The sequence below is a fragment of the bacterium genome (assembly GCA_035703895.1).
Lineage (GTDB): Bacteria > Sysuimicrobiota > Sysuimicrobiia > Sysuimicrobiales > Segetimicrobiaceae > Segetimicrobium.
This window is the reverse complement of record DASSXJ010000073.1, coordinates 13,314-34,668: the sequence shown is the minus strand read 5'-3', so window position 1 is coordinate 34,668 and position 21,355 is coordinate 13,314. Positions and strand designations below refer to the sequence as shown.

Here is a 21,355-nt window from a genome sequence, read left to right as displayed (position 1 = left end):
ACGAAGCCACGGCGCTGCTCGCGAGGTACGGGGAGCGCGCCAAAGCGCTGGCCGGCGGACAGAGCCTGGTGCCGCTATTGACCCTCCGGCTCGCGCGCCCCGAGGTGGTGGTCGACCTCAATGGTATCCAGGAGTTGCGGGTCGTGCGCCGTGACGGGGACGATCTCTTCATCGGCGCGTTGGTCCGGCATCGGGCGCTGGAGCGCGGCGAGGGCGCCCTCGCGGCCTGCGCCATTCTTCAGGAGGCCGCGGTGTTGATCGGCAACGTCCGAGTCCGCACGTTGGGGACGATCGGCGGGAGCCTCGCGCACGCCGATCCGGCGGCCGAACTGCCGGCCGTGGTCCGCGCCCTCGACGGGACGCTGGTTGTGCGGGGGGCCGCCGGGGAGCGCGCCATCCCTGCGCACGAATTTTTTGTCGGGGCGCTCACCACGGCGCTTGCACCGGACGAGGTGATCGTTGGGATCCGCCTCCCGGTGCTCGGGCCCAGAGTCGGGTACGCCGTGACCGAATTCACCAGGCGCGCGGGCGACTTTGCCATCGTCGCGGCCGTGGCCGTCGTCGAGCTCCGGCCGGCAGGCGAGATCGCACGGGCCCGCGTGGCGCTGGCCGGCGCGGGCTCGACTCCCCTGCGCCTCCCCGGCGTCGAGGCCGCTCTCGCGAGCGAGCGGCCCGACCCCCGCATCCTCCGCCGCGCCGCAGAGGAGGCGGCCCGCGAGATCGAACCCGAGGGGGACGCGCACGCATCCGCCGCGTATCGCCGCCATCTCGCGCGCGTGATCACCGCGCGAGCCCTCCAGCGGGCGGCTGCCGCGGCGGCCGATGGGAGGCAGACGTGAACGAGCGCGCCGTCGCCTTCATCCTGAACGGACAATCCCGGGAAGTCCATGTTCCCGCGCACCATACGCTGCTGGACGTGCTGCGGGACGACCTGGGCGCGCTGGAAGTCAAGGAGGGATGCGGCGAAGGCGTCTGCGGAACGTGCACGGTGCTCCTCGACGACGAACCCGTGAGCGCGTGCCTCCTACTGATCCCTCGGGTCGCAGGCCGCCGCATCACCACCGTGCGCGGCCTGGGGGAGGGAGAGACACTCCACCCGCTTCAAGAGGCGTTCGCGATCAACGGCGCCGCGCAATGCGGGTTCTGCATCCCGGGGATGCTCCTGACCGCGTACGCGTTTTTGCGGGATCACCCCACGCCGTCGCGGGAGGAGATCCGGCGGGCGATTGCCGGCAATCTCTGCCGCTGCACGGGCTACGTCAAGATCATCGACGCGATCGCACGCGTCGCCGATGGGAGGGCCGGCCGTGGCTAGGCAGGTCCTCCATCCTCCGAAAGAGCGCCTGCGGGTCGTCGGACAGCGGGTGACGCGCCACGACGCCGTCGACAAGGTCCAGGCCCGCACGTTGTACGCGGCTGACTGGGAGATGCCCGCGATGCTGCACGGGGCGGTCCTGCGATCGCCCTATCCGTCGGCGCGGATCCGGCGCATCGATCCGTCTCCGGCCCGAGCGCTCCCGGGGGTCGCGGCGGTGTTGCTCGCATCGGACGTCCCCAACAACACGCTGTGGACGGACGTGCCCGGACAGACGAGCGAGGTGGGAGCCCTGCGCGCCCGGATCCACGTGCTCGCCGATGGCGTGGTGCGGTATCAGGGTGAGCCGGTCGCCCTGGTCGCCGCGGAAACGCGGGAGCTCGCGCAGCAGGCCGCCGAACTGATCGTCGTCGAGTACGAGCCCTGCGCGGGGGTGTTCGACCCCGTTGCGGCGCTCCAGGCAGGCGCCCCCAAGGTGCACGACGAGGGCAACCTGCTGGCGTCCTGGAAAATCCGCTGCGGCGATTCCGAGGCCGCGCTCGCGCGGGCCGCGGTCGTCGTCGAGGGAACGTATCGGTGTCAGTTCATCGACCACGCGTACCTCGAGCCCGAGAGCGGCGTCGCTTGGATCGACAGCGACGGTGTGCTGGTGATCCGTGTGTCCACCCAGGTGATCGAACACTTTCGCGCGGTGGCCGAGGTGTTGGGGCTGGCCCACAACAAAGTCCGCGTGATCGGGCCGTATGTCGGCGGCGGATTCGGTGGAAAAGAGGACGTCACCGTCGAGGTGTTCCTCGGCCTCTTGGCGTGGCGCACCCGGCGGCCGGTGAAGATGACGTGGACGCGTCAGGAGTCCCTCCTGGCGCGTCCCAAGCGCCACCCCTTTGTCCTGCGATACCGCACCGGAGCGACGCGAGAGGGCGAGCTGGTGGCGCAGGCCGTCGATCTCCTCGCGGACTCGGGCGCCTATGCGTACCTGAGCGCGCTCGTCTTGATGTATGCCGCCGTGACCGCGGCCGGGCCGTACCGGGTTCCCCACGTCTCCGTGCAGGCGCGCGTCGCGTACACGAATAATCCGCCCACGAGCGCGATGCGCGGGTTCGGAGCGATGCAGATGGTCTTGGGATACGAGTCTCAGATGGACCAGCTGGCGCGCCGGTTGGGGATCGATCCGGTCGAGCTGCGCGTCCGGAACGCGCTCGTGAAGGGGGATCGCCTGCCCATCGGGCAGGAGCTCGACACGCACGTCGCCGTCGCCGAGGCGGCGCGGCGGGCCTGGGACGCCCTCGGCCCACGCCCGTCACCCTCCACGCCCGAGCACCGCGTGGGCCGCGGCCTCGCCTGCAATATGCAGCCCTACGGACGGATCGTGTGGCTCCACGATTGGGCGAGCGCGTGGGTCGGCTTCGAGATGGACGGGAGCCTGGTCGTGCGCACGGGGACTCCGGATGTCGGCGGCGGGCAGGCGTCGTCGCTCTGCCAGATCGCGGCCGAGGTGCTGGGGCTCGACGTCGGTCGGGTCTCGATCCATATCGCCGACAGCGCCCTCACACCGCTGGCCGGCACGACCACCGCCACCCGCCAGCTCTATATGTCGGGCAACGCCGTCCTCCAGGCGTCCACGGTCCTTCGCCGGCAGATCCTCGAGGTCGCCGCGCGGATGCTCGAGACGCCGGCGGCTGCACTTGAGATGCGAGAGGGGGCCGCCGTTGCCCCCCATGGTCAACGGGTCGCGCTTGCGGCCGTGATGAAGGAGTGCGCCCGGTCCGGAGTGTCGCGCAGCGCGCTGGCCGTCTATCATGCGCCCGCGGGCGATCCCATCGATCTCGAGCACGGGGGCGGCCGCGTCTTTCCGGACTACGCTTTCGGGGCCCACGCCGTGGACGTCGAGGTGGACACGGAGACCGGCCACGTCCGTGTGCTGCGGCACATCGCGTGCCACGACGTCGGACGGGCCATCAACCCGCAGAGCGTGGAAGGGCAGATCCAGGGCGGTGCGGTGATGGGCCTGGGCTACGGGCTGATGGAGGAGGTGGTGCTCGATCACGGCGTGAACCTTTCCACGCTGTTCGCGACGTACCTCATCCCCTCGTCGCTCGACGTCCCCGATGTCGAGCCGCTCATCGTCGAATCCGGTGAGGGCAAGGGGCCGTTCGGCGCCCGCGGGATCGGCGAGCCGCCGATCGCCCCTCCGGCCGCGGCGGTCGCGAACGCGATCGAGGACGCGGTGGGCGTGCGGATCACCGAGCTGCCGATCACTCCGGAACGTGTGGCGCGGGCGCTGGGCCTGTTCCGAGATCCATAAGGGCGTGCCGCCGCGGCAGGAGAAGCAGCTCGTGCGGGCAAAGAGCATACGCCCATGAACATCATTTACATACGTGAACGCGCGTGATGCTGGTCAAGTCGGCCGAGCGGACCCTCAACCTGTTGGAGCTGCTCAGCGAGCAGCGGCAGGGGCTGTCGCTCGCCGACATCAGCCACGCCCTGCGGATCCCCAAGTCCAGCGCCCTGCAGATCCTCCGGACGCTGGAGGCCCGCGAATACGTCGCGCGCGACCACGTCACCAGCCGGTTCCGGCTGGACGTGCGCGTCTTCGCGCTCGGCCGCGCGTACGCAGAAAGCATGGACCTCGTCCGAGAAGGCCAGCGTGTGCTCGCAGAGCTCTCGCGGACGCTCGACGAGACCTGTCACTTGGCCGTGCTGGCCGGGCTGGACGTGGTCTATGTCGCCAAGGAAGAGTCCAGCCAGCCGATGCGCATGGTGTCCGCGGTCGGGCGGCGGCTCCCGGCGCACGCGACGGGGGTGGGCAAGATCCTGCTGGCGATGCTCGACGAACGGGTGCTGAACGCCCGGCTCAAGGGTGTGCGCTTGGCCCGGCTGACTCCTCAGACGATCACGACGGCCGCTCGCCTGCGCGAAGAGCTGCGCGTGACCCGGGATCGATGGTTCGCGTTCGACCGGGAGGAATCGACCGATGGTCTGCGGTGCCTGGCGACCCCGATCCTGGACCAGCACGGACACGTGATCGCGGCGATCAGCGCGTCGGTGCCTGCCGTGCGGTTGCCCGCGGAGCGCATCCCCGAGGTCCTGGGGAAGGTCTGCGACGCCGCCCGGCGCGTGTCGCGGGCCCTCGGGTTCCAGGGCGCGTATCGAGGGGCGCTCGGCGCGGAGCGCGACCGCTCGGGGTCGTGGGGGCAACGGCCTGTCGCGGCGGGACGGCGTTAGGGTGCGCGTGATGGAGTTTCGCGGTCTGTTCCCACCGGTCATCACTCCCTTTCGTGACGGGAGGGTGGACGGCGAGAGCATCGCCCGGCTCGTGGACGCCTGCGCGCCTGCCCTCGATGGGATGGTGGTCGCCGGCAGCACGGGAGAAGGGCCCAGCATGACCTTCACCGAGCGCACTGCCACGATTGAACTGTTCAGCCGCGCCATGCGGGGCCGGCTTCGCCTCATCGTCGGGGTCGCAGAGACCAGCCTCGACAACATCCGCGAGCTGATGCGCTTCGGTGACGAGCACGACGCGGCCGGTTACTTGGTGCCTTTGCCGTTCTATTTCCGCCACACGGCCGAGACGGTCGCGGCGTTCTTCCGTGAGGTCTCCGGCTACACGGACCGCGAGATCATCGTGTACGACAACCCCTATACGACCAAGACGGTGTTGACGGTCGACGACTATGCACGCCTCGCCGCGCTGCGCTCCAATATCCGTCACGTGAAGATCACGGATACCACGATCCACAAAGTCGATGCCGCGAAGGCGCGCGGCGACCTCATCCTGCTCGCGGGATCGGACGAGGTGATGCACCAGCAGGTCGTGCGGGGCTGCGAGGGGGCGATCACGGCGACCCCGCAGGTCTTCCCCGCCGAGGCGCGGGCATGGTTTGATGCGGCACGCGCTGGAGACTTGGCCGGGTCGTCCCGCCTGTTCGCGCGGTTGCTCCCATTCGTCAACGAGGTGATGATCGGGATCGATGAGTACCCGGCGGTGATCAAGTACGCCTTGCGCCACAGGGGCGTCATCAGCTCCGATGAGGTTCGCGGTCCGCTCGCGCCGCTGAGCGACGTGCGTCGCCGCATCCTCGGGACCGTGATGCCACTCGTGGGGGCGTAAGAACCTGTGCGTACGCTCGTCTACGTCGAGCCCCACCGGCTGGAAATTCAAGATTCGCCGACGCCTGCGCCGCGCGCCACGGAAGTCATCGTCAAGGTAGAGGCGTCGGGCGTCTGCGGCTCAGACCTCCACGGGTATCTGGGACGGAGCCTCAACCGGAAGCCCCCGCTGGTGATGGGCCATGAGTTCGCCGGCGTCGTCGCCGGCGTGGGGGAGGCGGTCAGCGACCTTGCCGTCGGGACCGCCGTGACTGTGTACCCGCTGATGACCTGCGGCCGGTGCCCGGCGTGCCGCCGGGGGGAGTCGTCGCAGTGCCCATCCCGGCAGGTGATCGGGGTTCACCGGCCGGGAGGCTTCGCCGAATATACGGCGGTTCCGCGGGCGTCGGTGGTTCGGGTTCCGGCCGGGATGTCCGTGTTTACGGCGAGCCTGGCCGAGCCCCTGGCGAACGCCGTCCACATCTTTAATCGGCACCTCCACGGGCTCGTCCGGCGGATCGCCATCTTCGGAGCAGGGACGCAGGGGGTGATGGCGCTCCACCTTGCGCATCTGCTTTCACCGCCCGTCTTGGTGTCGGTGGACATCGTCCCTGCCCGGTTGGCCCTTGCCGAACGGGTCGGTGCCACGGCAGCGCTCAACGCCCGGACCGGGGATGCGGTCGCCCGGATACGAGAACTGACCGGCGGTGAGGGCGTGGATCTCGCCATCGAAGCGGTGGGCGGCGTCGCGACGCGCCAGGCGGCTCTGGCGAGCGTTCGGACCGGAGGGACGGTGGTGCTGCTCGGGCTCGGGGAAGAGATGACATCCCTCAACGCGGTCGACATCGTGAACCGCGAGGTGACGATTCGGGGTTCCTACGCCTATACCTATGACGACTTCGTCCGGGCCGTGGAGCTGCTCGGTACCGGGCTGATTCGGGGAGAGTGGGCCCGTCCGTACGCGCTCGAGGCGGGGCCCGCGGTGTTCCGGCAGCTTACGACCGATCCGGGCGATTTGATCAAAGCCGTGCTGACGCCGGCGAGCTGAGTAGGAGGGCGGAATGAGCGGGATCTTCACGCTCTTTAACTTCAGCAACGCGGGAGAATACCTCCCCGATCTCCTCCGCGGAGCGCTGATCAGCATCGAGCTCACCCTCACTGTGATGGCGCTCAGCCTCGTGTTCGGGCTGATCGTCGCGCTGGCGCGCATGACCAGGTTCCGGGCCGTGCGGACGGTGGCCACCTTCTATATCGAGATCATCCGCGGGACGCCCGCCTTGCTGCAGCTCTTCTATATCTACTTCGTCCTGCCCGCCTTCGGCATCAAGCTCCCCCCATTCACGGCCGGGGTGATCGGCCTGACGGTGAACTACTCCGCCTACCTCTCGGAAGTGTACCGCGCCGGGATACAGGCGGTGGCGAAGGGGCAGCTCGAGGCGGCGCAGGCCCTCGGGATGTCGCGGACACTGATGATGCGGCTGATCATTCTCCCGCAGGCGATCCGTATCGTCGTGCCGCCGCTGGGGAATTATTTCATCTCCCTCTTTAAAGACACGGCCCTCGCGTCGCTGATCACGGTCAGGGAATTGATCTTCACCGGTCAGATCATCGCGGCCACGAACTTTCAGTACTTCGCCATCTTCACGATCATCGGCGTCATCTACCTCGCCATCTCCTACCCGGGGTCGCTCGGCGTCCAGTATCTGGAGCGGCGGATGAAGATCGGGTACAGACCTCAGCGGCGCGCGCCAATGGGCGGGCCCACCCGGGGCGCGCCCCAAGGAGCGGTCTGATGATCCGTCTGGAAGGCATCTGCAAGTCGTTCGGCCGCCTCCGCGTCCTGCGAGACGTCTCGCTCGAGATCCAAAAGGGCGAGGTCGTCTGCCTCATCGGGCCGTCCGGGGCGGGGAAGTCGACCCTTCTGCGGTGCATCAACCATCTGGAGCCGCTCGACAGCGGGACGATCTACATTGAGGGGATTCCCGTGTACCGGTTCACCCATGGCGGAAAGCAGGTCGTCGACCCCGATCACAAGATCGAGGCGCTGCGGTCGGAGGTCGGAATGGTCTTCCAGTCGTTCAACCTGTTTCCGCACTTCACCGCCCTGGAGAACGTGATGGTGGCCCCCGTCCACGTTCGCGGGGAGCCCAGGGACGACGTGCGGCGGCGCGCGCTGGCGCTCATGGCGAAAGTCGGCCTCTCCGACAAAGTCGATGCCTACCCGCACGAGTTGAGCGGCGGCCAGCAGCAGCGGGTGGCCATCGCCCGGGCGCTGGCCATGCAGCCGAAGGCGATGCTCTTCGACGAGGTCACGTCGGCGCTCGATCCGGAGCTGATCGGTGAGGTGCTGCGGGTGATGCGCCAACTGGCGGCCGAAGGTATGACGATGCTCGTCGTCACCCACGAGATGGGGTTCGCGCGGGACGTCGCCGACCGGGTTATCTTCATGGCCGATGGCATCATCATGGAGGAAGGCACACCCCAGCAGATCTTCTCCGCCCCGAGAAACGAGCGCACAAGGCAGTTCCTCCAATCCATCCTCGATCGAAACGCGGAGCTGGGCGACACGGCGGCGTTTACGGCCACCTCTTCTCCATGAAGATCACGGCCGTGTCCCCGGTCATCGTCGGGGCCGGCATGCGCAATTGGATCTTCACGAAGGTGGAGACCGACGCGGGCGTAGTGGGGTGGGGGGAGTGTACCACCGAATGGAAAACGCGAGCGGTCGCCGGGTGCCTGGCCGACCTCGCCGTGTTTCTCGTCGGGGAGGATCCTCTCCGCATCGAGCATCTGTGGCAGGTCATGAGCCGCCAAGGCTTCTTCCGCGGCGGGATCGTGGCGATGAGCGCCGCGAGCGGCGTGGATCAGGCCTTGTGGGATATCGCCGGCAAAGTGCACGGGGTGCCTACCTACCAACTCCTCGGTGGGGCCGTGCGCGACCGGGTGCGCCTGTACGATCACCTGGGGGGCGGGCACACGGACGCCGTCTACGAGTCGTTTGACCCAGAAGAGGTCGCCTCGCATGCGCGGACGTCCGTGGAGCAGGGCTATACTGCGGTGAAAGCGGTGTGCGTTCCCCGAACCGCCCCCCTCGACGGGCCGAAGCCGGTGAAGCTCGTGGAGCGGCTGATGGGGGCGTTGCGGCACGCGGTGGGTGACGGTGTGGACATCATGCTCGACTTTCACGGCCGCACCACCCCCGCGATGGGGATCCAGTACGGTCGGGCGGTCGCCCCGTACGCGCCCCTTTTCATTGAAGAACCGTGCCTGCCCGAGAACGTGGAGGCGATGGCGGAGGTGGCGCGCCAGCAGCCGTGCCCCGTGGCCACCGGGGAGCGGCTGGTGACCCGGTTCCAATTCCGCCCCCTGCTGGAGCAGCGGGCGTGCGCCGTGCTGCAGCCTGACGTCGGGCACTGCGGGGGACTTTCGGAACTGAAGAAGATCGCTGCGATGGCGGAGCCCTACTACATTTCGGTAGCGCCGCACAACCCCGGGGGGCCGGTGGCCCAGGCCGCCTGTCTTCACTTTGCCCTGTCCACCCCTAACTTTCTCATCCAGGAACAGATGCGGGCGGACGTGCACTGGCGAGACGACATCGTCGACCAGCCCCTGGAGCGAGACGCGGGGTACATGCTCCCGCCGACCCGTCCTGGGCTCGGCATCAATATTGATGAGCGCAAGACGACGAAGTACCCAATGACCCAGGAGCCGCTGATGCGCTACTTCTACGATGACGGCGCAGTCGCCGACTGGTGAGGGTGAGGAGACGCGGCATGCGGATCAGCGATGCGCGCACGGTCGTCATCGGCACCAGCTGGCGCAACCTCATCATGGTGAAAGTCACCACCGATGAGGGTGTCTACGGTGTCGGCGAGGCCACCACGCAAAACCGCGAAGAGGGCGTGGTGGGATACTTGCAGGGTCTCTTTCAGCGATTCGTCTTGGGCGCCAACCCGCTTCGCATCGAAGACCTCGTCAATCATATGTACCGCGACGAGTTCTGGCGCGGGGGCGTCGTTGCGATGAGCGGCCTGAGCGCCGTGGAGATGGCCTGCTGGGACATCTTGGGTAAGGTCACCGGCCAGCCGGTGTACCAATTGCTGGGCGGGACCTGTTGGGATCGGCTCAAGGCCTACGCCAACGGATGGTACCAGACGGAGACCCGCGCCCCGGCCGACTTCGCCCGCCTGAGCAAGGGCGTGCGGCGCAAGGGGTACACCGCGCTCAAGGTGGACCCTTTCGGCCCGGGCTTCTACGAGCTCGAGCCGGAGGAGTTCGACCGCAGCGTCGAGATCGTGGCCGCGATTCGGGACGCGGTCGGCCCGCGCTTCGAGATCCACGTGGAGGGCCATGGCCGCTTCACGCCTGCCACAGCGCTTGCGCTGGCGCGCGCGCTGGCCCCGTACCGGCCGACGTGGTTTGAAGAGCCGGTGCCCCCGGAGAACATGGAAGCGCTTCGCCGAGTCGTGGCGGGGAGCCCCGTGCCCATCGCCACGGGAGAGCGGGTCTTCGGCCACGTCGAGTACGGGCGGCTCTTTCAGCACGTTGTGCCGGATATCGTCCAACCGGATATCGCTCACGCCGGAGGCTTCCTAGGGCTGAAGAAGATCGCCGCGATGGCCGACGCCCACTACATCACGGTCGCCCCGCACAACGCGAACAGCCCGTTCTGCACGGCCGCCACCGCCCATGCCTGCGCGGCGATGACCAACTTCAAGATTCTCGAGGTGTTCGACGATTTCCAAGAGTCCTGGCTTTGGGACGTCTTCAGCGGGGTCCCGCGCGTGGTGGACGGGTGTCTCCCGCTGCCGTCCGGCCCGGGGATCGGCGCCGACTTCAATGAAGACGCCGCCAGGGAGCACCCATACGTCCAAGGCTTCTTCAATCTGTTCGAGGCCGGATGGGAGCGGCGCCGATTCTCGCGTGACCAGACGCCCGCCGCGGCCCGGGTGAAACGATCGCGGTCCTGAACGGCAATACCGATGGGACAGTAAGGCCGGCAACGTCGGCTCAGTCAGTCAGATGAGAAAGGGGGGATGACGGGATGCAGGGTAAGACTCGGGGAATGGTGTTCGTGTTCCTCGCGGTGCTCTTTGTGGTCGCTACATCGTTCCCGGTCACCGCAGGGGTGGGGGGGATCGGGGGCGTCGGCTCGTTCACGGGGGGCGATGGCTCCTTCAAACGCGTCCTTCGCGAAGGCATCGTGATCGGGATCGCCAACGATTACCCGTTCACGTACCAGGATGAGAAGACCAAAGAGTTCGATGGCCTCGATGTCAAGATCTTCCGGATGATCACCAAGCTCCTCGGGATCGAGAAGGTCTCCTGGCAGATCGTTCAGTTCGACGCGATGATTCCCGGGCTGATCTCGAAGCGCTGGGACGTCGCCGCCGATAACATCCACGAGAACCCGAAGCGGCTGGCGGTGATCGATTTCACCAGCCCGGCCTACTGGTACGGCTCATCGCTCGCCGTCCACAAGGGGAATCCCAAGAGCATTCACACCGCGGCTGATCTCGCGGGCAAGATCGTGGGGACTGTCCGCGGCAGCTTCAACCACGATCTCCTCGGGAAGCGCAAGGACCTGAAAGAGCTCAAACTCTACACCACGAACGAGGCGGAGTTTGCCGATTTGGTGGCGGGGCGCATTGACGTGTCGATGGAGGACGACATCAAAGTCGGCCTGTTCATCAAGAACCATCCCGGCGTGCCGATCGAGTTCGCCAGCGGCTACTCCCCTTCGCTTGAAGAGTACGGGTATGCTCGATACGGGATCCGGAAGGACGACATCGATCTCAACTTCGCGATTTCGCGCGCGATCGACGAACTGCGCGGGAAGCGGGACGGGATCCCCAAGGTCCTGGAAGACGGAGGCCTCAGCCTCAGGAACATGTGGTACTGGCCCGTCGTGACCAAGTAGACTTGTGCGGCGAGGGGGCGGCCGTCGGGCCGCCCCCGCCCTCCACCTGGCGTCATCGCGCCAGCGGGCCTTTGAGGAGGCGGCATGAAGATCACGAAGGTCGAAGCGATCCCGCTGCGGATTCCCGATCTGGATTGGACCCGCGCGGACGGGATCCAGGACGACGTCATCGTGCGCGTCCATACGGATGCCGGGATCACAGGGGTGGGGGAAGCGGACTCGTCTCCTGCGGTCGTCAGGGCGCTCGTCGACGCGCCGGAGTCATGGATGCGGTCTCGCGGCCTCGCCGGCATGCTCGTCGGGGAGGACCCGCTCCACACGGAGCGGCTGTGGGACAAGATGTACAACGGTACGCTGTGGATGGGCCGCGGCGGGGTCACCATCGAGGCGATGAGCGCGGTCGACATCGCCCTCTGGGACATCAAGGGCAAGGCGCTCGGGGTTCCCGTCCACACCCTGTTGGGCGGCGCACGGCGCGAGACGATGCCCGTCTACGCCAGCATGCTCTTCGAAGCGGATTTGGGCTTGATGCGGGAGCGCGCCCGGCGCCACATCGCGGAGGGGTACCGGGCCGTCAAGTTTGGGTGGGGACCGATGGGCCCGGATCTGGCCACCGACGTTACGCTGGTGCGGACGGCCCGGGAGGCCATCGGCGATGCCGCGCTGCTCGTCGACGCCGGGGCCTGCTGGACCGTGCGAGAAGCGATCCGGCGGGTGGACGCGTTTTCCGAGTACCAGCCGTTCTGGCTCGAGGAGGCCCTGGCCAGCGACGACCTCGCCGGTTGGGCGCGGCTGACCGCCGCGGCCCGGGGGATGCGTATCGCGACGGGGGAGCAGGAAACGCTCGCGACGGCGTTCCGCGACCTGCTGGAGATCGGCCATCTCGATGTCATCCAGCCGGATCTGGCCCGCGCCGGTGGGTTCACGCAGTGCCGGCGTATCGCCGACCTCGCCGCGGCCAATCACGCCCTGTGCGTCCCGCACGCCTGGAAGTCGGGTATTCTGGTGGCCGCGACCCTGCACTTCGCCGCGACGCTGGCCGAGATTCCGTTCGTCGAGTACACGGTGGCGGAGTCGCCGCTGCGCCGTGACCTCGTTCGAACCGACGTGCAGGTGGCCCAGGGGGTCGCCAGGATCCCCCAGACACCGGGCCTCGGGGTGGAGCTCAACGACGAGGTGGTCGAGCGGTACCGAACGGACCGCTAGCAGGAGGCGCAGCCGTGGACGTGATGCAGACGATTCCCAATCTCTTTCTCGATTTCATGCAGATGCGGGAGTTCGCCAAGGATCCGCTTGTCTTCGTAGGAGGCGAGGGGATTCGCCTGACCGATACGACCGGCCGCCGGTTCATCGACGGGCTGTCCGGGGTCTTCGTCGCGAGCCTTGGGCACGGCAACATGCCTGTCATCGAGGCGATGACGGCGCAGGCCCGGCAGCTGGCGTTCGCCCCTCCGCTGCACAGCACGACCCTCCCGGCCCTCAAGCTGACCGAACTGCTCCTCCGGATCGCGCCCGAAGGCGTGGGGGCGGTGAAGCTGCTCAGCGGGGGGTCGGAGGCGACGGAATCGGCGATGAAGCTGGCGCGCCAGTACCATCAGCAGACCGGCCATCCGCGCAAGTACAAGATCGTCAGCCGGTACGCCTCCTATCACGGGGGCACGATGGGCGCGCTCTCCGCCGGCGGCGGGCGAGACCGTAAGTCGATGTACGAGCCGCTCGGGGTCGGCTTCATCCATGTCCACCCGCCGTACTGCTACCGGTGCCCGTTCGATCAGACCTACCCGGGGTGCGGCCGGACCTGCGTGACGCTCGTGGAGCGCACGATCGAGGCGGAGGATCCGGAGACCGTCGCCGCGGTGATCGTTGAGCCCATCGCCGTGTCCTCCGCCGGGTTCATCGTGCCGCCGCCGGATTACCTGCCGCGGTTGCGCGAGGTGTGCACGCGCCACAACATCGTCCTCATCTACGACGAGATCATCACCGGCTTCGGCCGTCTCGGCACGATGTTTGGGTCCCAGTATTATGAGGCGCCCCCTGATATCACGTGCTGCGGCAAGGGGATGAGCGGCGGCTACGCGCCGCTGGCTGCGATCCTGATCCGCGATCGCGTCGCCGACGCCTTTTACGGCGAGGCGGAGGAGAACCGGCAGTTCCACCACGGTCACACCTATGCCGGCAACCCGGTGGCGTGCGCGGCGGGCGTCGCCGCGGTCACGCAGATGATCGAGCGGGACATCGTCGGGAACGCGCGGCGGCAGGGGGAGCGGCTCCGGGCCCGTCTCGCCGAACTCGGGGAACGGTTCAGGCTGATCGGCGACGTTCGGGGCGCGGGATTGTTCCAAGGCGTCGAGTTCGTCCAGGACCGGGCGTCCGGCGCTTCGTTCCCGGCGCAGGTGCGGCCGGGCAAGCTCGTCGAGCGGGCGGCGCGCGAGCGGGGGCTGCTGCTCCGGTGCGGCAACGAGTTCGCCGTCCTGGCCCCGCCGCTCATCGTGACCGCGCAGGACGTCGATGAGATGTGCGGCATCCTGGGAGAGAGCGTCGCCGTCGCGCAGGAGACGCTGCTCGGAGGCACCGCGTGACGACCACCGCGTTCCGCGCCGGCGTCGGCCGCTCAACGATCACGCCTCCGCTCACGGTGCCGCACGCCGGATGGGGCGCTCAGACGCACCTGTTCGCCGATGGCGTCGAGACCGACCTGTGGGCCACCGTCCTCGTGCTCACCGAGGACGGGGAGATGGCGGCGATCGTCGACGTCGATCTGGTCGCGGTGACCACGGATGACGCGCGGGCGATTCGGGCCGAGGTCGCGCGCGTCCTCGGGGTGGCTCCGGAGAAGGTTCGGGTGACCGAGACGCACAACCATGCGGGTCCGCCCCCCAGCACGTGGGCATGGATGAAGGAGGGCACCGCCGCGCTCAGACGATACTACGAGAACCTGCCGGACCTTGCCGCGAGCGCCGCTGTGACGGCGCTCCGCGGGCTCCGCCCGGCGCGCGTCGCCGCGGGCGCTGGGGAGAGCCGTGTCGCCGTGAACCGGCGTGAGCGGGCGCCCGACGGACGCATGGCGACCGGGGTCAACTTCGACGGCATTATCGACCCCGAGGTGTTCGTCCTCCGGATCGACGGCGGCGATGGACGCCCACTGGCGGCGGTCGTTGGGTACACGATGCACCCGACCACGATGGGGCCGACCAACCGGCGCTTCAGCGCCGATTGGCCCGGTCACCTCAAGCGCACGGTCGAGGGGATCACCGGAGCGGTCTGCCTGTTTGCGCAGGGCGCGACGGGAAACGTGGGCCCCGGGCCGGATGGCTTCACCGACGACCCCGGGGTGATTCGCAGGATCGGGGGGCTGGTGGGATCCGAGGCGGCCCGAGTGTACCTCGGCCTCCAGATCCCGCCGGTGCGGTTCCGTCACGAGCGCGTGTGGGAGTCGGGAGCGCCCTTGGGCAAGTGGAAGGGCGTGCCCGAACCTGAGCCCGAGCCCAGGGTGCGGGTGGTGACCCGCGAGTTACGGCTGCCGCTCCGGCCGCAGCTTCCGCTCGCCGACGCGGAGGCGCAGGCCGAGGCGGCCCGCCAGCGTCTCAACGATCTGGTGCATCGCCAAGCCCCCGCGTCGGAAGTGGAGGCGGCGACTTTCGCGACCAAGCGGGCGGCGATGACCCAAGCGCGCTCTCAAGCCTTCGCGGGTCGGTCCGAGTTGCCGGTCGAACTGCACCTGCTTCAGATCGGGCCGGCGGTGTTGGCCGGCATTCCGGCTGAACCGTTCGCCGAGATCGGGCTCGCCATCAAGTCGCGATCGCCATTCCCACACACGTGGTTCGGGGGGTACGTGGGTGGGTGGTCGGGATACATTCCCGTACCGGAGGAATACCCGCGCGGGGGATACGAGGTAGACACGTCTCCTTTCACTCCCGACGCGGCCGGCCGGGTCATCGAAGGGACGGTCACGGCCCTTCAGGATCTGCAGCGGAAGGAGACTGCTCGATGACTGCGAAAGGCGGGCATGAGCACGCCCAGGAGGAGGACAACTATGGGACAGCAGAACGCGCGTAAAACATCCGGGGACCGCTGGCTCCGCGACCGCCGCGTGACCCGGCGCGACCTCCTCGCCCGCGCGGGGGCGCTCGTCGGCGCCGGATTGGCCGGCGGCGAACTGGTGGGGCGCGCGCGGGACGCTCTGGCTGCCGAAACCCCCAAGCGGGGCGGCAAGATCACGTGGGGGATGACGTCGGATCCGGTGGCGATGATCCCCTTCGGCTCCGTCAACGGATCGAACTTCGAGATCACCTCGCTCGTCTACGAGTCCCTGCTGCGGTGGGACCGCCGCATCAATATTCAGCCGGGCCTGGCCGAATCGTGGCAGATTCCCGACGACAAAACCTACATCTTTAAGCTCCGCAAGGGCATCAAATTCCACAGCGGCAAGGAGCTGGACGCAGACGACGTCAAGTACTCGCTCGAACTGCAGAAGACCCCGCCGCCGCCTGGGGTGACGCAGGCCTTCTATCCGAAGATCGCGAGCGTCGTGCCCGTCGACAAGTACACGGTGCGGGTCAATATGGCCGAGCCTGATGCGACAATGTTGGGCTACCTGGGGTGGGGGCGGTACTCCTGGATCATCCCCAAGGGCCTCTACGACAAGGCGGATCTGCGGACCCATATGGACGGCACCGGGCCGTTCAAGCTGGAGGAATACATCCCCAACGATCACACGCGACTCACCCGGTTCAAGGACTACTGGCGGACGCCGTTGCCCTATCTCGACGAGATCACGATGAAGGTGCTCCAGGACGAGCAGGCCAGGGTGGCCGGGCTCCGCTCAGGGGCGATCGATGGGGCCCAGTTGACCGCCGATTCGGCAGCCTCCCTTGTCGGGGACGCGTCCCTTCAGATTCTGAAGGGGTTCACCGCCGTCTTTAGGGAGGTGGAGTTCGCCATCAAAGGCGATGGGAAGCCATGGAACAACGTCAAGGTCCGCCAGGCCGTGAGCGCGGCGATCAACCGCCAGCAGATCATCGAGAAGGTCTATGGCGGTGACGCCGTCTACACCAGTAAGATCCCGAATGGATACGGGCCGTGGCCGCTCTCCCAGGACGCCCTGAAGCTCAAGTGGGAACGGTACGACGTCCCTAAGGCCAAGGCCCTGATGGCTGAAGCGGGGTTTGCCGGCGGCTTCTCGGTGACACTGCAATCAATTGCCCACCCAACGGACTACACCCAGAACGCCGAGGTGATCAAAGAGCAACTCAGGTTGATCAACATCAATGTGACCGTGCAGCCGCTCGAGATCGGCACCTTCGCCCGGAACAACGGCCGCGGTGAGTTCGAGTGGCAGTCCACCGGCCGCGGCATGCGCGGGGATCCGAGCGGGTTCTTTGCGGATTTCGACCCAAGCGGCGCGATTTACAAGGCCTGGTATCAAGGCGGCTACAACAACCAGGAACTCACCGACCTGTACTTTCAGGGGCTCCACACGCCCGATCCGTCGAAACGGCTCCCAATCTACCGGCGCCTGCAGGAGATTGTGCTGACCGAGTGGCCCGCGATGCCGCTGGTCAATCCGGTGTACTATTTTGTCGTGCGCAAGCGGTTGCACGGCATGTACGTCGGCTACGAGAGCACGGAGCGCGGCCTGATCGAGGCATGGGTCGATTGACCATCGCGAGCGGCGGGGCCTGTCTGAGGCGGCCCGCCCCCCCTTGTGGGGGGTCCCCCGAGAGGGAGGGCTAGCCGAGGACGCACGCGATGGCCCGGTATGCGCTCCGCCGTCTGCTGTTCCTCATCCCGACGCTCGTCGGGATGTCGATCCTGATCTTTGCGATGGTCCGCCTGCTTCCCGGCGACGTCGTCGACGCGATGTTCACGGGAGACTCGGGCGCAACCGCCAGCGCCAAGCAGGCCGTCCGCAAGGCGCTCGGCCTGGCCGATCCGCTGCCGGTCCAGTACCTCAAATTCGTCGGCGGCGTGGTGACCGGCTCGCTGGGGCAGTCGTTGACCAGCGGAGAGCCGGTGGCGACGATCATGACCCGGGCCATCCCGATCACGGTCGAATTGGCGGTGCTGGCGGCGGTGACGGCAACAGTGGTGGGCATCCCGCTCGGGGTCGTGTCGGCGGTGAGGCCGAACACGTCGCTGGACTTCGCGGCGCGCGTCGGGGGGCTGATCGGTCTCTCGGTTCCCAACTTCTGGTTCGCGACCCTAGCACTGCTGGCAACCTCCTTGTTCCTCCACTGGATCCCGCCGGTGACCTGGATTCCGCCCTGGCAAGACGTGTTCGGGAACCTCCAGCAGATGGCGATTCCCGCCCTGGCCATCTCTGTGTACCTCATGGCCACGGTGATGCGCATGACGCGGGCCAGCATGCTCGAGGTGCTGCGGCAGGATTATATCCGTACCGCGCGTGCCAAAGGCGCGCCGTCGCGATCGGTGATGTTCCGGCACGCCCTCCGGAACTCGCTGATCCCTGTGATCACCGTGATCGGATTTCAGGTCGGTACGCTGATCGGCGGGGCCACGATCGTCGAGGTGATCTTCGGCCTCCCCGGGATGGGCTACACGTTGGTGCAGGGCATCTTCAGCCGCGATTACACGGTCATCCAGTTCGCCGCGCTCTTCCTCGCCTCCGTGTTCGTGGTCGTCAACCTGCTGGTCGACCTCCTCTACGGAGTGCTCGATCCCAGGATCGAGCAGGCATGAGCGCCCAGCCGGCGCTCGAGTTGCCCGTGGGTGGGCGCGTCAGGCCTACGCTGCCGAGGCTGTGGGCGCAGCTGTCGCGCGTGCGGCGGAACACCATCGGGATCATCGGCGCGGTGATCATTCTGGCGACCGTGCTGGTCGCGCTTGTCGGGCCGCTGGCCTGGCGGACCGATTACGCGAGTCAGGCTTCCCGCCGCCTCCTGGCGCCGACGGCTGCGCAGCCGTTCGGGACGGACGAGCTCGGCCGGGACGAACTGAGCCGGATCATCCACGGCGCCCAGGTCTCGCTGCAGGTGGGGATGATCTCGGTCGTGATCGCGCTCGTCACCGGGACGATCATCGGGATCGTGGCCGGATTCTACGGCCGAACCGTCGACGCCGCGCTGATGCGGATCGTCGACATCATGTTCGCCTTTCCCGGCATTGTGCTCGCGATCGTGATCGCGGGGCTGCTCGGTCCCAGCCGGACCAATGCGATGATCGCGATTGGCATCGTCTATACTCCCGCGTTCGCGCGCGTCGTTCGGGGATCGACCCTCAGCGTCTTAAGCCTGCCCTATGTCGAAGCGGCGCGGAGCCTGGGGATCAGAGACACCCGCATCATCCTCCGGCATCTGCTCCCCAACATTACGGCGCCGCTGATCGTGTTGACGACGGTGTACCTCTCGACGGCGATTCTCACCGAGGCCGCGCTGAGCTTCCTGGGGCTGGGCACGCAGCCCCCCGAGCCGTCGTGGGGCAGCATGCTCAACGCCTCGCGTTCGTACATGGAGCGGGCGCCCTGGCTGGCCATCGCGCCGGGGCTGGCGATCATGATCGTCGTGCTCGGATTCAATTTCCTGGGAGACGGTCTGCGGGATGTCCTCGATCCCCAGCTCCGTGACGCGTAGGGCATCGTGGGCCTGTCTCCGGTGATTTCTACCGTCGACTACGGCAGGCCCGGCAAGCAGGTCGGCCAGCTCCAGATACCCCGCTCGACCAACGAGAGCGGATGGTCGAACCTGTACCTCCCCCTGATCTGCATCGCCGGCGCCCGCGGGCCCACCGTGCTCGTCACGGGCGGCGTGCATGGGGACGAACCGGAGGGCCAGATCGCGGCCCTCAATCTCGCCAGGGATACGCGGCCGGAGGACGTGCAGGGCCGGCTGATCATCCTGCCCTGTCTTTCCCCGGAAGCGTCGCGCGCCTACACGCGGCTCTGGCCGAGCGGGGCCAACCTCAACCGGAGTTTTCCCGGCTCGCCCTCAGGCGCGCTCGACCGGCAACTCGCCGATTACCTGACCCGCGTCCTCTTCCCGATCGCGGACGTCGTCTGCGACATCCACAGCGGCGGCCGGTCGATGCTTTGCCTCCCGTGGTCGGAGATCCATCTCGTGGAGAACCGGGACCAGCGTGCGGCGATGCTCGCGGCGATGCTGGCATGGAACACCGATTACCACTTCGTCTACATCAACATCGCCGGCGGCGGGTTGCTGGTGGACGAGGCCGAGCGCCAGGGAAAGGTGGTCGTGGGGACAGAGCTCGGAGGGGGCGGCCACGTCACGGCGGGGATCCACCGGCTGGCGGAGCGCGGTCTTCGGAACTTCCTCCGGCACGCGGGTGTGCTCGCGGGCCGGGTCGAGACGCGCGCTTCGCTTGGTCTGCCGGAGGCCATGATCCTCAAGGCGTTGGAGGTCGACGATTATCTCCTCGCGCCGGAGAGCGGTCTCTTCGAGACCCTCGTCGAGCTCGGGCAGTCGGTCGAGATGGGCCAGGTCGTGGGCCGTCTGCATTTTGTAGAACGGCCCGACCGGGCGCCGTCGGAGGTCGCAGCCAAGACCTCGGGGATCGTCTGCACCGTCCGCGCCATCGCGGCCACGCAGCAGGGGGACTGCCTCGTCGTGATCGGACAGCCGTGCCGCCGCGAGGATCTGCTGTGAGGCGGAGCGTGCTCCGGGCCGGGGTCGCGCAGGCCGACATCACGCCGCCGTACGGGCTGCCGCATGGGTTGTGGCGCCTCCGCACCGGACGGGCGGTCGGCCGCCGTGAGCCGATGCTGGCGCAGGCGCTCGTGCTCGACGACGGCCGCCGAACGGTCGCGCTCGTGACGATGGACCTCGCCTTCGCGAGCCGCGACCTCACGGATGCCGTGCGGACCCGCGCTCACGCATTGACCGGGATCCCGGCCGAGGCCATCCTCCTCAACGCGTCGCACAATCACGGTGCCCCGAGTCTTCCCCGGGCCGCCGGCGGTCATCCCGCGTCGGGGTTCGAGCGGTACGCCGCGGCGCTGCCCGATCTGATCGCCGGCACCGTCTACGGCGCGCACTATCACCGCCGGCCCGTTCGGCTGGGCGCGGGGAGCACTCGGGCGCCGGGGCTCTCGATCAACCGGGTTCTCCACGAGCAGCCTGTCGATGACACCGTGGTCGTCCTGCGCATTGACCGCGAGGACGGGCGTCCCCTCGCGGTCGTCGCGGGGTTTGCCTGCCATCCGATCACGCTGGCGGGCCACACCCTGCTGTGGCACGCGGAGTTTCCCGGTCCGTTCCGAACCGCCGTGGAAGCGGCGTCGGGAGCGATGTGTCTGTTCGTCCAGGGATGCGCGGGCGATGTCGGTCCCTGGAACTACTGGTTCGGCAATCCCGATGCCCTGCCGCAAACCTATGAGCACCGCGACCGTTTGGGGAAGGCGCTGGCCGAGCGGGTGCTGGCCGTGCTCCCCGATATCGAGACGTTGGGCGCTTCGAAGGTTGCCTCGGGCGTCAAACGGCTCGCGGTCCGCCGGCGCCGGCTCCCCTGGCCGGACGAGCAGGTCCTGGCCCTCGAGGCCCGGCTGGCGGACCTGGCGGAGCCGAACTACCCGGAGATTTGGGCCGACGATCTCCACACGATGAACTCGGCGCAGCGGTTCCCGCTCATGTACCAAAAGGGAGCGGTCGCGATGTACGGGGACATGGTGCGGCATCGAGACGTCCCAATCGAGGTGGAACTGCAGACGATCGCCGTGGGCGATTGCGCGCTTGTGGGGAATCCCTTCGAACTCTTCAACCAATGCGGGCAGCGGATCCGCGATCGAAGCCCATTTCGCACAACGGGGGTGCTTGGGTACTGTAACGACTACCTCGGGTACCTGCCGGGGACCGACGAGTTCAATCTGGTTCGCGATGTACCGCTCGAGGCCGCGCTCGACCAGGACCGCTATCGCTGGGCGTATGGGATCACCAACACGAACATCGAACGGGGAGAGGTCGGCCGCGTGATCGAGGCGGGCGTGGAAGTCCTCCGCTCAGCGCACGCCGAGCTCACCGGGTCACCCTGAGACTCGCTCGCAGTCCATTCCAGAACGGGGA

The 21,355-nt window shown here is 67.8% G+C and carries 19 protein-coding genes; all 19 read left to right on the top strand.

Going from position 1 to position 21,355, the window contains the following annotated elements; translation table 11 throughout:
* The coding region (locus VFP86_05315; GenBank protein HET8999045.1) for an FAD binding domain-containing protein at window positions 1-839 on the top strand (839 nt) is incomplete at its 5' end.
* Window positions 836-1,315 carry a (2Fe-2S)-binding protein gene (locus tag VFP86_05310; protein ID HET8999044.1) on the top strand — a complete coding sequence of 160 codons (480 nt, stop codon included), beginning with the start codon at window positions 836-838 and terminating at the stop codon, window positions 1,313-1,315. The genes VFP86_05315 and VFP86_05310, both read left to right, overlap by 4 nt.
* Entirely contained in the window at window positions 1,308-3,620 is a 2,313-nt protein-coding gene (locus VFP86_05305; GenBank protein ID HET8999043.1) for a xanthine dehydrogenase family protein molybdopterin-binding subunit, read from the top strand. Before VFP86_05310 ends, VFP86_05305 begins: the two co-directional genes overlap by 8 nt.
* 86 nt (window positions 3,621-3,706) lie before the next feature.
* Entirely contained in the window at window positions 3,707-4,540 is an 834-nt protein-coding gene (locus VFP86_05300; protein HET8999042.1) for an IclR family transcriptional regulator, read from the top strand.
* Between the two features lie 10 nt (window positions 4,541-4,550).
* The gene (locus tag VFP86_05295) at window positions 4,551-5,426 is read left to right on the top strand and encodes a dihydrodipicolinate synthase family protein (protein HET8999041.1); all 876 of its coding nucleotides are present in this window, start codon (window positions 4,551-4,553) and stop codon (window positions 5,424-5,426) included.
* Between the two features lie 6 nt (window positions 5,427-5,432).
* The gene (locus tag VFP86_05290) at window positions 5,433-6,452 is read left to right on the top strand and encodes an alcohol dehydrogenase catalytic domain-containing protein (GenBank protein HET8999040.1); all 1,020 of its coding nucleotides are present in this window, start codon (window positions 5,433-5,435) and stop codon (window positions 6,450-6,452) included.
* Between the two features lie 13 nt (window positions 6,453-6,465).
* Window positions 6,466-7,197, top strand: a complete 732-nt coding sequence (gene ehuD / locus VFP86_05285; protein HET8999039.1) for an ectoine/hydroxyectoine ABC transporter permease subunit EhuD — start codon at window positions 6,466-6,468, stop codon at window positions 7,195-7,197.
* Window positions 7,197-8,003: an amino acid ABC transporter ATP-binding protein gene (locus VFP86_05280; GenBank protein ID HET8999038.1), complete on the top strand. Its 807-nt coding sequence runs from the start codon at window positions 7,197-7,199 to the stop codon at window positions 8,001-8,003. Before ehuD ends, VFP86_05280 begins: the two co-directional genes overlap by 1 nt.
* Window positions 8,000-9,160, top strand: coding sequence for a galactonate dehydratase (gene dgoD, locus VFP86_05275; protein HET8999037.1), 1,161 nt, complete (start codon window positions 8,000-8,002; stop codon window positions 9,158-9,160). Before VFP86_05280 ends, dgoD begins: the two co-directional genes overlap by 4 nt.
* 17 nt (window positions 9,161-9,177) lie before the next feature.
* Complete coding sequence (locus tag VFP86_05270) at window positions 9,178-10,374, top strand: mandelate racemase/muconate lactonizing enzyme family protein (GenBank protein HET8999036.1); 1,197 nt, start codon at window positions 9,178-9,180, stop codon at window positions 10,372-10,374.
* 74 nt (window positions 10,375-10,448) lie between these two features.
* The gene (locus VFP86_05265) at window positions 10,449-11,324 is read left to right on the top strand and encodes a transporter substrate-binding domain-containing protein (protein ID HET8999035.1); all 876 of its coding nucleotides are present in this window, start codon (window positions 10,449-10,451) and stop codon (window positions 11,322-11,324) included.
* A gap of 84 nt (window positions 11,325-11,408) precedes the next feature.
* Window positions 11,409-12,530, top strand: coding sequence for a mandelate racemase/muconate lactonizing enzyme family protein (locus VFP86_05260; GenBank protein ID HET8999034.1), 1,122 nt, complete (start codon window positions 11,409-11,411; stop codon window positions 12,528-12,530).
* 23 nt (window positions 12,531-12,553) lie between these two features.
* Complete coding sequence (locus VFP86_05255; GenBank protein HET8999033.1) at window positions 12,554-13,903, top strand: aspartate aminotransferase family protein; 1,350 nt, start codon at window positions 12,554-12,556, stop codon at window positions 13,901-13,903.
* Complete coding sequence (locus VFP86_05250) at window positions 13,900-15,315, top strand: neutral/alkaline non-lysosomal ceramidase N-terminal domain-containing protein (protein HET8999032.1); 1,416 nt, start codon at window positions 13,900-13,902, stop codon at window positions 15,313-15,315. Before VFP86_05255 ends, VFP86_05250 begins: the two co-directional genes overlap by 4 nt.
* 42 nt (window positions 15,316-15,357) lie before the next feature.
* Window positions 15,358-16,983 (top strand): ABC transporter substrate-binding protein, encoded by a 1,626-nt coding sequence (locus tag VFP86_05245; GenBank protein ID HET8999031.1) that lies wholly within the window; start codon window positions 15,358-15,360, stop codon window positions 16,981-16,983.
* 89 nt (window positions 16,984-17,072) lie between these two features.
* A complete protein-coding gene (locus tag VFP86_05240; GenBank protein HET8999030.1) occupies window positions 17,073-18,023 on the top strand; it encodes an ABC transporter permease in 951 nt (316 codons plus the stop codon).
* Window positions 18,020-18,913 (top strand): ABC transporter permease, encoded by an 894-nt coding sequence (locus VFP86_05235; protein HET8999029.1) that lies wholly within the window; start codon window positions 18,020-18,022, stop codon window positions 18,911-18,913. The genes VFP86_05240 and VFP86_05235 overlap by 4 nt, the downstream gene beginning before the upstream one ends.
* A gap of 6 nt (window positions 18,914-18,919) precedes the next feature.
* Window positions 18,920-19,942, top strand: a complete 1,023-nt coding sequence (locus VFP86_05230; protein HET8999028.1) for a succinylglutamate desuccinylase/aspartoacylase family protein — start codon at window positions 18,920-18,922, stop codon at window positions 19,940-19,942.
* Complete coding sequence (locus VFP86_05225; protein HET8999027.1) at window positions 19,939-21,324, top strand: hypothetical protein; 1,386 nt, start codon at window positions 19,939-19,941, stop codon at window positions 21,322-21,324. Before VFP86_05230 ends, VFP86_05225 begins: the two co-directional genes overlap by 4 nt.
* The last annotated feature ends 31 nt before the right edge of the window (window positions 21,325-21,355 follow it).